A 12,684-nucleotide genomic window follows, 5' to 3' on the forward strand; every position below is an offset into this window, starting at 1 on the left:
TCACCTCCGGTACGGGTCCACGCCGTTCAGGGCCAGTTCGATGATCTCGCTCACCTCGGAGTCGGAGTACGACGGCAGCGGCTTGCCCACGGCGTCGAAGAATGTCCGGGCCTCGTCGGCGGTCGGGTAGTCCGACAGCTCCGTCGCCCCCGAGAAGTCGATGCGCGGTGCGTGGTTCCGGCTCTGGTGGAGCTCGATCTCGAAGTACTTGTAGAGGAGGGATTCCCGCTCGATGAGGAAGTTCTCCCTCGTCGGGTCGTCCTGCGTGAGGATCAGGTACCTGTCGGAGAGGTCGTAGCGCAGGGCGCTGACGCGCGTGGTGGTGTGCACGCTGATGTCGAGTGTGGGCAGCCGGTTCAGGTGCCAGAACGCCGCCAGGACCGTGGCGTACGAGCCCTTGCGGGTGCGGTCGAGCGTCCAGGGGCCGGCGCTGCCCGGCGGGCTGAAGCTCTGCCGGAAGCGGGAGTACTCCTGACAGGATTCGGTCGAGCCCGGGTCGATGATCTCGATGTGGACGGTGAGCCGTGAGCGGCGTTCGCGGGCGGCCTGGACCAGCTCGGGCAGGGTGACCGGGCGGATGTGGGAGCCCGTGCCGCCCTTGAACTGCCACTGCGTGGTGTCCTGCCGGGCACGGCGGTGGACGTCGTACATCTCGTCGGGGCGCACGGTCCGGATGAGCGCGTTGTCCTCAAGGCTGCGCGCTGTCCGCTCGACCTGCTCCTCCAGCGGTCCCACGGACCGGGTGACCGACTCCTCCACGGTCTTGCCGTGCGCGGAACGGTCCTTGAAGCTGGCGATGGCCATGATGCCGAGGACAGCCATGGTGAAACCGAAGCGCGCGTCCTCGGGAACCAGGTCGCTGGTGAAGTCGATGAGACCGACGCTGAAGGCCAGCACGATGGGCAGCAGGACGTCGAGGTAGTCGTACAGCCAGCGCAGCGCGCGCTGGAGACGGCGCGAGCGCCGCTGGTCCGCGGTGGTCACGCGTCACCCCTGGTGGTGTCGAGTCCGGGCAGTACCTCGCCCATGGCCATGCGGCGGACCGAGGGCAGATGGTCCTCCAGGTCGCCGGGTTCGAAGCGCGTCATGCCGATGACGTGCCAGAACTCGTCGCTGACGGTGCCGTGGGACTTGTAGCGGCCGGTGGGTGAGAGGGCGGCCCAGCCCTCCGAGAGGCCGAGGAAAGTGCCGCGCAGGGCGGGCTCCCCGTCCAGGGTCCACAGCCGGGCCACGCCGTCCTCTCCCCCGCTGACCAGCAGCGAGCCGTCCGGCGAGAACGCGAGGGACAGGACGCGGCCGGTGTGCCCGGACAGCGCGTGCACCTCGGCGCCGGTCTCCGCGTCCCGGATGCGGATGACGCGGTCGTCGCCAGCCGCGGCCAGCAGGGGCCGGGACGGGTGGGCGGCCAGCGCCCAGAGACGCTCACCGGAGCCGCGCATCCGCAGGGCCTCGGCGCCGCCGCGCCAGACGATGACGTCGCCGTCCCAGCCGGCGCTCGCCACCCAGGAGTCGTCGTGGCCGAACGCCACCCCGTACACCCGGTCCTGGTGGCCGCGCAGCGTGTGCCGGATGGAGCCGCCCCGCACGTCCCAGATGCGCACCACGCTGTCGTCGCAGCCCGTGGCGAGGCGCTCGGAGTCGTGGCGGAAGGCGATGGAGCGGACCCGTCCCGCGTGCTCGGCGAGGGTGGTGACGTGCCCTCCGGAGCTGCGGAGGTTCCATACTCCGACGGTGTCGTCGTCGTTGGCGGTGGCCAGGAGTTCGCCGTCGCGGCTGAAGGCCAGTGCCCACACGTGCTCGGTGTTGGCGTCGAACTGCCGCTGGTACTCGCCGTCGGACGAGCTGAACAGGTACACGTCGCCGTCGTTGCTGGCGGCCGCCACCTGCCCCTCCGGCGCCGGACTGAACAGGGCCGACACCAGCCGGTCGCCACGCCCCTGCAAGGTGGACAGGCACTTGCCGGTACGAGCCGCCCACACGCGCACCGCACCGTCGTTGCCGCCCACGCTGATCCGCTCGCCGTCCGGGCTGAAGCTGACAGCGACGACCCGGCGGTTGTGCCCGTTCACCAGCCGCTTGCCGCGTCCGGCGGCGATCTCCCAGATGTGGGCCCCGCCGTCGTTGCCGACCGTGACCAGCTGGGACCTGCCCTGCGAGGCGTCGCCGGCGCGGGCGGACCGGAAGGCGACGCACCAGGCGGACCCGCGGTGCGCCTCGGGCTGCTTCGGGTGCTGCCGCAGGTCCGGGGTCGACGTGCCCGCCACCGTCCACAGCCGTACGGAGCCGTTGCTGCCGCAGGCCGCCAGATGGTTGCCCGCCGGCTCGAAGCGGACTTGGTACACGCCGCCTCCCAGCGTCTCCAGGCAGCCCAGCGAGGCACCGACCGAGACGTCCCACAGCCGCACCTGGCCGGAGGTGTCGCCGCTGGCCAGCCACTTGCCTCCTGGGTGGAAGGAGAGGGTGTAGACGCGTTCGGGGTGGCCGGCGAAGTCGTGCAGCAGCCGTCCGGTTTCCGTCTCCCACACCCGGACGTGTCCGCCCTCGCCGTCGCCGTTGTCCGCGGTGACGAAGCGCCGGCCGTCCGGGGCGAACGCGGCCCGGTACACCGAGCCGCGGTGCCCGTCGATCTCGCGGACGCATTGCCCGGTGGCCAGGTCCCACATCCGGACCCGGCTGGAGGCGTCGCCGGTGAGCAGCAGCGTGCCGTCCGGGCTGAAACCGGCGGTGTAGACCGGAGCCGCGTGCCCGGCCAGGTGGTGGACCGGGCGGCCGTCGGCCGGGTCCCACACGGTGACCAGGCCCTCCTTGTCGCCGGTCACGAGCAGCTTGCCGCTCGGCTCGACGACGACGGGCCAGACGCCGTCGGGATGCACTTCGAAGCGGTGTTGCTCCCTGCCGGTGGCCGGGTCCCAGGTGACCACGTGGCCGTCGGCGCCGCCCGTCACCAGCAGGTCGTGCGCGAACTTCACGGCGTACACACGCCCGTGGTGCCCGCGCAGGGTGCGCAGCGGCCGCCCGTCGTCCGGGTCGCAGATGAGGACACCGCCGTCCTCGGTGCCCACGGCCAGCAGCTCGCCGTCGCGCGCGTACGCCATGGGCTCGGGCAGCCGGACGTGATGGAGGTCGAAGCCGTACGGGACGCCGACGGCCGCGGGCCGCAGGCCCACGTCGACGGGCATGCCCGGGGCGATCGCGGCGGAACGCAGCTCGGGCGCGGCCGGCTGCTCGGGGTCCATGCGGGTGCTGACCAGGGCGGCCCTGCTCCAACGGCTGCCGGACAGGCGCGCGCCGCGCAGGTCGGCGCGGATCAAGCGGGCACGGGAGAGGTCCGCGCCCTCCAGGCAGGCGCCGGACAGGTCGGCGTCGTCGAGGTTGGCGGCCGACAGGTTGACGCCGGTGAGGTCAGCACCGGCGAGCTTCGCCCCGGTCAGTACGGTTTCGCCAAGGTCGGCGCCGGTGAAGTCGACGCCGGAGAAGTCGCGGTGGGAGAGGTTCTCCCCACGCAGCACGACGCCGCGCAGGGCCACGTCGGTCGGGATGCGCAGCCGGTGGTTGACGCGCACCGCGTTCTGCCGGGCAGGACTGTCCGGGGCAGTGACATCGCCGAGGACCCGGCGCACCCATTCCTGGCAGTCGCCCCGGTCGGCCAGGTCGCAGAAGAACTCCACGGCCAGCTGCGTCAGCGGCCGCGCCGCCAGCAGCGGCGGCGTGCCCTCCTCCGGCCCGGCCAGCTGGCGTGCGGCTTCGCGGGCGATCAGCCACTCCACGACGGAGGTGTGGATGAACTGGAACAGGTTGTCCTCGGTCCGCACCAGAAGGCTGCCCGCGCCGACGGCCTGCGCCCGCTCCTCGGCCGTCATGTGCGACCGGGTGAGGCCGTCCAGGGCCCGCCCGGTGGTCTCGGCCAGTTCGTCCAGCCGCAGCACGCTGCGCCGCGTCTCCCACAGCCGTACGGCCAGCGAGGACACGGCCTTCCACAGGTCCTCCAGCGACAGGCCCGGTGCTGCTCCCGGCCCGCCGCTGCCCCGTTCGACCTCGAACTCCAGCCAGGCGGTGAGCACTTCCTCGTACAGTCCGGCGGCGCTCAGGGTCCGCCCGGCGCCTGCCACGGACTGCAGCTGCTCGTGGCTGAGGGCGGTGACGAAGGACAGCAGCCGCGGGTTGCCGCACAGCTCCAGCAGGTTGGGGATGCCGGCGAGGAGGTCGTACCGCTGCTCGGCCTTCTCCCGGGAGTCGTACGTGCGCTCCAGATACTCCTTGATCTGCTGCGGCTGGAAGCTCTCCACGGTCAGCACGCGGCGCTGCGGCAGGGCGCCGACGCGCTCGCCGAGGGCGGTGAAGACCTGCTCGGTGGACTTGAAGTGCTGGGTGCGGCTGGTCACCACGATCTTGGTGTGGTCGACCGCGGCGTCCAGGAGCGCCTGCAGGTGGTCGGCGGCGCGGTCGTAGCTGACGCGGTTGACCAGCTCGTCGAAGCCGTCGAAGAGCAGCACGATGCGGCCCTGGCGGATCATGTACTGCAGGGCGTTGGTGTCGATGCGGCTCACACCGTGATTGGCGAGGTGCGTGGTGACCAGGCCCATGAGGCTGTGCGCCCGGTCGAAGGTGTTGAGGGGGATGAACACCGGCGTCAGGTGCGGGGACTGCTCGGGCAGCCGCCGGGCCAGCTCCCGCAGGGAGAAGGTCTTGCCGTGGCCGAAGTCGCCGAGGAGCAGCACGAACCGGCCGTGCTCGGTGTCCAGGGTGTCCAGCAGTTCGTCCACGAGGCGGCCGTGCCCCCCGCCCCCGGACCCCGGAGTGACCTCTCGGTAGCGCTGCGGCAGGTACAGCTCCGGCCGGTAGGCGCGGTCGGAACTCAGCCGCGCGGTCTGGTCGGCCACGTACGCGCGCAGATCGATCAGGCCCTGGAACTCCAGGAAGCTCCGTACCCGGATGCGGTCGCCGAAGCGCTCCACCACGTCCCGCGGTGGCGCCTGGCCGCCGTACACCAGCACGTTCTCCGCCGTGGTGCCCTCGGCTGCGCGGACCTGCTCGGCGAAGCGCGCCAGGTCCTCCTCGCGGGGGTCACCGGGCAGCGCGGCGATACGGGACTGGAACACGAGGCCGTCGCGCTTCCAGGTGGCGACGAACTGGGTGGTGGGGTCGTCGCTGCGCCGCACGGTGACATCGCGGATGCCGACGTCCTGCCACTTGGCGCGGCAGATCTCCTTCACCTGGTCGGTGAACGTGTCGCGGACCGGGTCGGGCTCCTGCCTCGGCGCCTGCGAGGGGAACGCCTGAGGGCCCAGCGGGGTGCGGACGCGCCGCCACTCCTCGCGGAACTCGGCGGCGGGGGCGGTGGGAGAGTGCCAGCGGGTGACCCCGGAGGCGGAGACCTTCAGCAGCTGGAAGCGGGCCGGTGCCGCGGCGCCGAAGACGGGGAGCGTGCCGAGGCGGGTGTCGACGGGGTCGCGGCGGGTGGTGCGCGGGTCGTTGACCGGGCCGTGCAGCAGCAGGTTGAGCCGGGGTGCGGCCAGCCGCTGGAACGCCTCGGCGTCGCGGATCGCGCCGACCCCCGGGCCGCCGGTCGCCGCGGGGGTCTCCAGCGGGTGCCGTATCGCGCCGATGCGCAGCCAGCCGTCCCGCTCGTACTGGTGGAGGGCCTCGGCGAACCAGGTGATCTGGTCCCGGCCCACGTAGCCGAACTGGTCCTCGGGCCGGTGGCTGTACGCCATCGTCGAGTTGAAGCCGGCGACGACGGTGTTGAGCTCCGGTACGGGGAACAGCGTCCAGGGCTGGTCGGCGGCGAAGACCCGGTCGATGCCCTCGTAGAACTCGTGGAACAGCTTCGCGTAGTGCCGCCACTTCTCCCAGTACGGCTGCTGCGGCGTGACCTCGTCGGCCTCGCAGGAGGAGAAGTAGGAACTGCACGCCTTCAGGCTGACGTCCTCCGCACCCGGTACGAGGACGATCTGGTGGGGGCGGAGGTCGAGCTGGGCGCGCAGGGAGGTCAGGAAGGAGAGCGCCTGCCCGCACTCGCGCGGCGTGCCGGAGGCCGTCAGATTGCCGGTGACCACGACGAGGTCCGGTCTGGGAGCATCGGCGTCCTGCAGCTCCAGCAGGTCGCCGCGCAGCTCGTGGAGCGTGTCGTCCGGCTCGTTGCCGCGCCCGAAGTCCGGGCCCGGCAGGTGCAGAACGCTGATGTGGTCGCCCTCGCGCTCCGGAGCGTTCAGCGGAAAGGCCGGAGCGGTCCGCGGCCGGAGCCGCCCGGGGAACCACGGGTCGCCGTTGCGGGTCGCCGCCGTCCGCTGCGGCGGCACCGGCGGGGAACTCGCCGCCGTTCCGGGGAAACCCGGCCGCCCCGACGACTGCGCCCGTCCGTTCAGCGCGTCCCGCGCGCGGGCCAGCAGCATCTCCCGCGCTTCCGCCTCGCCCCGGGCAGCCACGAGGTCGATGTATGTGATGGTGGCGAGCAGTCCGTCGATCGGCGCCTCGTCGATCCGTACGGTGATCAGGCGCTGTTCCGGGTTGTCCGGGGAGGCCCGCAGGGCGGCCTGCCACTCCATCCGCCCGTACCGCGAACGCGCGTAGTTCTGCGACAGCACGGCGATCACCGCGGCGGACTCGCTCACCCCGCGGTCCATGTAGTCGATGAAGTTCGTGCCTGCGGTGAAGTCCCACGCCTGGATGACCGTGCGGTATCCCTCACGCTCCAGCGTCCACGCGATCCACGTCGCCCAGGCCTCGTCCGCGGGCGAATAGCTCACGAAGAAGAGCGGGCGGTCGCCGGGACCGGTCTGCGTTCCCCCCTCGGATAACATGCGCACCATGGTAGGAGACCTGAGCCTCCGTGGCAGGTGGGCGAGAGTGTTCTCCTCACCTGCCGTCGCTTTTGTACGGAGACGCGTCCTCAATCTCGACGGGCTGGCCGTGGCACTGCTCGCGGCCGGCCTTCTGCTGTGGGGCACCGGCGCCCTGCCCTCCGACCGGGCATTCGAAGTGGGCGAGCGCATCGCCCCGTTGCTCGCCTTTCTCCTCACCGCCGTGGTGCTGGCCGAACTGGCCGGACGTGCCCAGGTGTTCGACGTTGCCGCCACGTGGGTCGCGCGCCTGGCGCGCGGCAGTTATCCCCTGCTGTTCCTGTGGTGCGTCGCCCTCGCCTCGGCCACCACCATCGCCCTGAACCTCGATACGACGGCGGTGCTGCTGACCCCCGTCATGCTTGCCCTGGCCTCCCGCGTGGGCATCCGCCCGGTGCCGTTGGCCATGACCACCGTGTGGCTCGCCAACACCGCGAGCCTGCTGCTGCCGGTGTCCAACCTGACGAACCTGCTGGCCGCTCAGCGAGTGGTGCTGGTGCCCACGGAGATGGCGGCCGTGATGTGGGCCCCGCAACTCGCGGCCATCGCCGTGACGATGGTGTGCCTGTGGGGTTTCTACTGGCGGCGGTCGGCGCGGGGCGACGAGGTGTACGTGCCGCCGGAGCGCCCGAAGGCCGCCGACCCGTTGCTGTTCGGCGTGTGCGCAGCGGCGTGCGGACTGTTCCTGCTGGCCATCATCGGCTTCGACGTCGCGCTCCCGGCCGCCTCCGCGGGAGCCGCTCTCCTCGCCGCCGCCGCGTTCTTCGTGCGGCGCCGGGGCGAGCTGCGCTGGTCGCTGGTGCCGTGGCGGCTGCTGGCCCTCGTCCCGGGGATGTTCCTCGTCGTCGACTGGATCAGTTCGCTGGGGCTGCGGGACCTGCTGATGTCCGCTGTCGGCAGTGACAGCGGGTTCGCCGGCCTGCTGCGTACGGCCGCCGTCGGTGCGGGCCTCTCGAACGTGCTGAACAACCTGCCTGCGTACCTGTCGACGGAGTCGGTGATTCCGGCCGACGCGCACACGCAGCTGCTCGCGCTGCTGATCGGCGTCAACGTCGGTCCGCTGGTGACGCCGTTCGCGTCGCTGGCCACGCTGATCTGGTTCGAGAGGTGCCGGGCGCACGGCATCCGGATCGCGAAGCTGCCGTTCGCCGGGGCCGGTCTGGTGCTGGCGAGTGCGGGAGTGGTGGCCTGCACAGGGGCCCTGTACCTGGTGGCGTAGGAGCCCCTGGACCGCATCGTCGGCACACCACTTGCTCGGTATTCCAGGTCCGGCAGGTCACTAATCACCTGGAGATCTGGTTCTCCCACGGCCGGCCCCAAGGGGACACGGCAGCGCCTGACGTATTGCCAGGAAAATTTAGTTGCTCCGGTGCCTCTTTTCGGTCTGTGTGACACCTGAGTAAGGTGTGGCGTCAGCTGGGCCCTCGGAGCAATTCCGACCACGCCGCGGGCTCCGTAATTCCACATCGCCGGACGACGGGGAAAGGAACGGCACGCAGCATGGCCGCTGGCCTGTTCGAAGGGCAGTACGTATGGCATCCGGCGGCCGACGATCGCCGGCTGGCGAGCGCCTGTGTGGATGTGCGCGCCGGACGCTACTTCAGCGCCCGGGAGGTGTTGCGGGAGACCCGGCGCGATTACGGGGTACGCGCCCACCGTTCGCTGGTTCTCGCCTCCGAAGCGGCCGATTCGGATCTGACCGAGCGCTGGCTCGCCGAGGAACCGGGCACGGAGGCGGCCCTGTTGTGGGCACGGGTCGCGACGCTACGCGCCACCCGCGCCGCCGAGACCGGCGACCGGCACGCCACCACGCTGAGCCGGATAGCACTGTCCGCCTGTGACCGGGCGGCGGAGCTGGCCCCGCTGGACCCGACCCCGTGGGCCGCGAAGCTCTCACTGGCCCGCTTCCAGCGCCATCTGGACCCGGCGCCGGAGGGGTTGATCACCGCGCCGCCGGGCCCGTGGTCGCTGTTCTCGCACATCCTGCGGCTGGACCCCTGGCACCGCGAGGCCCACCACCGCTTCCTGGGCTGCTTCTTCGCCCGGCACGGCGGTTCGGCGGGCGCCGCGTGGGACGTCGCCGCGTTCCTCGCCCAGCGCGCGCCCGCGAACTCCGCGCTGCGGGTGCTGCCGTTGGTGACCGCGGTCGATGCGTACGACCCCGCGGCGCCGCTGGCCGACCACACGTGGGAACAGCCGCAGTGGCGTACGACGGCGCTGCGGATCTACCAGCACTGGCTGCCGGAGGTGGCGGACTACCGCTTCACGCCGGTGCTGGACCTGGCGTATCTGGCACACGCGCTGTGCATGGCGCGGCACGAGTTCGAGGCGCGGGCGGTCTTCACGGCCATGGGCCCGTACGCCTCGCGGATGCCCTGGAGCGTGTTCGGCGACCCGGCCGAGCAGTTGAGCAGGGCACGGCGCCGGTGCGGGCTGCCGGTCCCGCACGCGCCGGACTCCTCCTGAACCGGTTCCGACCCGCCGGCTCCCCCCACTGTGCTGCCGGCGCGCACCGCCCCTCCCCCCAGAAAGGTACGTCCGTGTCCGACTCCGCATCCGATTCCGCATTCCTCTCGCGGGTGCGTTCACCGAAGCCGGCGGCTCCGCCGACCGCCCTGGACGACGACGCCACACTGCACGCCATGGGATATCCGCGGAAACTCACCCGCAGATTCCGGGCTTTCGACAATTTCGCGATCTCGTTCACGATCATCAACATCATATCCGGGATCTTTTCGTCCTTCGGCTTCGGCATGAATGCCGGCGGACCGCGTATCCTGGTATTCGGCTGGATCGCGGTGTCGATCCTCGTGCTGTTCATCGGCGCCTCGATGGCGGAAATCACCTCCGCCTATCCCACGAGTGGCGCGCTGTATTTCTCGGCGGGCAAACTCGCCAAGCGGCACCGCGGCGCCTGGTCCTGGTACACGGGCTGGCTGAATTTCGTGGGCCAGGTCGGCGGAACGGCCGCCACCGGCTACGCGGCGGCCACCTTCATCCAGGCGTTCCTCGCGATGCAGTGGCCGTCCTACCAGGTGTCCGAGCAGCGCACGGTGCTCATCACGGCGGCGATCCTGCTGGTCCAGGCGCTGGCCAACACCTACACCGTGCACCTGGTCGCGATCCTGAACCGCATCTCGGTGTGGTGGCTGCTGATCGGCATGGTGGTGATCGTGGCGGCTCTGACCGTACTGCCCGAACACCACCAGTCGGCGTCTTTCGTGACGCATTTCGCCAACAACACCGGCTTCACGAACGGGCTTTACGGCGCGCTGCTGGGCCTGCTCGTCACCAGCTGGACGTTCACCGGTTTCGACGGCAGCTTCCACATGTCGGAAGAAACCGTGGGCGCCACCGTCAACGCGCCCAAGGGAATCATGCGGGCGATCGGCTACTCCGCGATCACCGGCCTGATCCTCATGCTCGCGCTGGTCTACGCGATCCGCGACTACGCAGCGGAAGCAAGCGCTGACGCGCCGCCCGTACAAATTCTGATCGACGCGCTCGGCACCGGCACCGCCAAGTTCCTGCTGCTGATCGTGATCGGCGCGATGCTGTTCTGCGGCCTGGCCAATATGACGAGCAACACACGGCAGATCTTCGCCTTTTCGCGGGACGGTGCGATGCCCGGCTCGCGCTGGTGGCACTCGGTCTCGCCGCGCACCCGTACGCCCGTCAAGGCCGTCTGGCTCGCCGCCGCCTGCTCGCTGGTGCTGGTGATCCCCGGCTGGTGGTCGCACACCGCCTTCACCGCCATCGTCAGCGTCAACGTCGTCGGCCTCTTCCTCGCGTACGGTGTGCCGATCTTCCTGCGGCTGCGGCTGGACACCTTCGAGCCGGGGCCGTGGAACCTGGGCCGCTGGGGCAAGCCCGTCGCGGCGGTCGCGGTGGTCTGGATCGTGCTGAGCAACGTGCTGTTCATGCTGCCGCAGGCCTCCCCCATCACGCCCGGCTCGTTCAACTACGCGCCGATCGCGCTGGCCGTGGTGCTGATCATCGCCACGGTGTGGTGGTTCGCCACCGCCCGGCACCGCTTCCAGGGTCCGGTCAGCTACGGCCGTCCCGACGAGGTCGCCGCGATGGACCTGATCTGAGCGACGCCCTTCGCACACACCGCCGTGCCCCGTTCCGCCACCGCGGAGCGGGGCACGGCCGTTCGCTCAGCCGTTGAGGACGGTGTACCCGAGGATCTGCGCGCCGATTTCCGTGCGCGGCCGGTGCCTGCTGCCCGGCGCGAACACCACGCAGGTGCCGGCCGGGTCGGGCTCTCCTCCACCGTCAGTCTGCGGCGCCGCTTCCGGGCTGCCGCGGGGACGACGCCGGGCGCGTACCGTCGCGGGTGTTCGGCGCGCGGCGGTGAGCGGGGCCCGGGCGCCGCGCCGTTTCACCCCTGGTCGTCGCGGTCGCGCGGGTCCTGGCGCGGGGCGTCCTTCTTGAAGTGGTGGAGGCGGGCGCGTACGTGGTGCACGGGGTGGAACTTCGACCAGCGCTCGGGGAACTCCGACGGCAGCTCGGGCCCCGGTTCGCCGTCCGGGCCGCCGTCCGTGTCCTCCTCCTCGTCCTCCTCGTCCTCGTCGTCGTCCAGTTCGTGCGCCCGTTCGGCCTCCTCCCGGGCGCGGCGCAGCACTTCGGCCTCCTCCTTGCGGCGCTCCTCGCGTTCGGCGCGGCCCGCCGCGGTGGCGAGCGAGGGCCAGACCCGGTCCAGGGCCGCGTTGACCGCCGCGCCGACCAGCACCGCGAAGGCCGAGACGCCGATCCACAGCAGGACCGCGACGGGGGCGGCGAGCGAGCCGTAGATGGTCGGCCCCTCGACCGTGGAGGCGAGGTAGACGCGGAGCAGCAGGCTGCCCAGTACCCACATCGCGAGCGCGACCACCGCGCCGGGGATGTCCTCCTGCCACGGGGAGCGGACCGGCACGGACACGTGGTACAGCGTGGTCAGGAAGACGACCGAGAGCAGCAGGACCACCGGCCAGTACAGCACCCGGACGGCGTTCTCGCTGGCCGGCAGCAGCTGCACGACCGTGTCCGGGCCCGCGACCATCAGGGGCAGCGCGATGGCGCCGAGGACCAGCGCGATGAGGTACAGGAAGAACGCCAGCAGGCGGGTGGCGACGATGCCGCGCTTGCCCTCCAGGCCGTACATGATCGTGATGGTGTCGACGAAGACGTTCAGGGCCCGCGAACCCGACCACAGGGCGATGGCGAAGCCGATCGAGATGACGTCGGGGCGGCCGCCGCGGAAGACGTCGGCCAGCAGCGGCCGGGCGATCTGGTCGACGCCCTTGTCGGAGAGGACGGCGGCGGACGCGTCGAGGATGTTCTGCCGGATGGCGTCGATGGTGTCGTGGCCGATCCACGGCTCCAGATAGCCCAGCAGTCCGATCAGGCCGAGGAGCAGCGGGGGCAGCGAGAGCAGGCAGAAGAAGGCGGCTTCCGCTGCGAGTCCGGTGACGCGGTACTCCATGCAGGAGTTGACGGTGTCCTTGAGCAGCAGCCAGCCGAGGCGGCGTTTGGACACGTGGCGGTACAGGACGCGAGCCCTGTGCAGACGGCCCCGGGGGTGGTCGGCTGGTTCATTCGCTTGCTGCACCTCCTCACCGTATCCGGCACGAAAGGTACGACTCGCACCCTGTCCGGCCCGGTCGGGCCCCGTCCACGGGCCGGGGCGCGCGGCGGCCGGAGGGGGCGCGGTGGCCGGGCCATGCCTCTGCTCGGGGGAGAGACGCGGCGTCCGGCCGCCACGCCCCGGCTCGGAAGCGGTGCCGCGCCGACTCGGCACCGCTTCCGACGGGACAGCCGGGCGTGGCACGGGCGGACCCGCAGAACGGGCCCGGCCACCGGT

General features: G+C 71.3%; 6 protein-coding genes. 3 read left to right on the plus strand and 3 right to left on the minus strand.

The window, feature by feature from the left end; genetic code table 11:
- Window positions 1-984 carry a hypothetical protein gene (locus tag ACIGQF_RS35425; RefSeq protein WP_399719202.1) on the minus strand — a complete coding sequence of 328 codons (984 nt, stop codon included), beginning with the start codon at window positions 982-984 and terminating at the stop codon, window positions 1-3.
- Window positions 981-6,800, minus strand: a complete 5,820-nt coding sequence (locus ACIGQF_RS35430; RefSeq protein WP_399719204.1) for a TIR domain-containing protein — start codon at window positions 6,798-6,800, stop codon at window positions 981-983. The genes ACIGQF_RS35425 and ACIGQF_RS35430 overlap by 4 nt, the downstream gene beginning before the upstream one ends.
- A gap of 46 nt (window positions 6,801-6,846) precedes the next feature.
- Between ACIGQF_RS35430 and ACIGQF_RS35435 the strand changes: the two genes are divergently transcribed.
- The 3 genes from ACIGQF_RS35435 to ACIGQF_RS35445 all read left to right on the plus strand — a co-directional run bounded on the left by ACIGQF_RS35435 (window position 6,847) and on the right by ACIGQF_RS35445 (window position 10,933).
- Complete coding sequence (locus ACIGQF_RS35435) at window positions 6,847-8,058, plus strand: SLC13 family permease (protein WP_399719207.1); 1,212 nt, start codon at window positions 6,847-6,849, stop codon at window positions 8,056-8,058.
- Between the two features lie 281 nt (window positions 8,059-8,339).
- Window positions 8,340-9,305, plus strand: a complete 966-nt coding sequence (locus ACIGQF_RS35440) for a hypothetical protein (RefSeq protein ID WP_399719209.1) — start codon at window positions 8,340-8,342, stop codon at window positions 9,303-9,305.
- A gap of 176 nt (window positions 9,306-9,481) precedes the next feature.
- Complete coding sequence (locus tag ACIGQF_RS35445) at window positions 9,482-10,933, plus strand: amino acid permease (protein WP_399719406.1); 1,452 nt, start codon at window positions 9,482-9,484, stop codon at window positions 10,931-10,933.
- A gap of 290 nt (window positions 10,934-11,223) precedes the next feature.
- Here ACIGQF_RS35445 and ACIGQF_RS35450 read toward each other — a convergent pair whose 3' ends face one another.
- Window positions 11,224-12,432, minus strand: a complete 1,209-nt coding sequence (locus ACIGQF_RS35450; protein ID WP_399719212.1) for a YihY/virulence factor BrkB family protein — start codon at window positions 12,430-12,432, stop codon at window positions 11,224-11,226.
- Between the last annotated feature and the right edge of the window lie 252 nt (window positions 12,433-12,684).

Source organism: Streptomyces sp. NPDC053560 (assembly GCF_044544605.1).
In the GTDB taxonomy this organism is placed as follows: Bacteria; Actinomycetota; Actinomycetes; order Streptomycetales; family Streptomycetaceae; genus Streptomyces.

Coding starts and splice junctions, on each gene's coding strand:
- ACIGQF_RS35430 (WP_399719204.1), bottom strand. CDS start 6,800: ATGTTATCCGAGGGGGGAACGCAGACCGGTCCCGGCGACCGCCCGCTC.
- ACIGQF_RS35440 (WP_399719209.1), top strand. CDS start 8,340: ATGGCCGCTGGCCTGTTCGAAGGGCAGTACGTATGGCATCCGGCGGCC.
- ACIGQF_RS35445 (WP_399719406.1), top strand. CDS start 9,482: ATGGGATATCCGCGGAAACTCACCCGCAGATTCCGGGCTTTCGACAAT.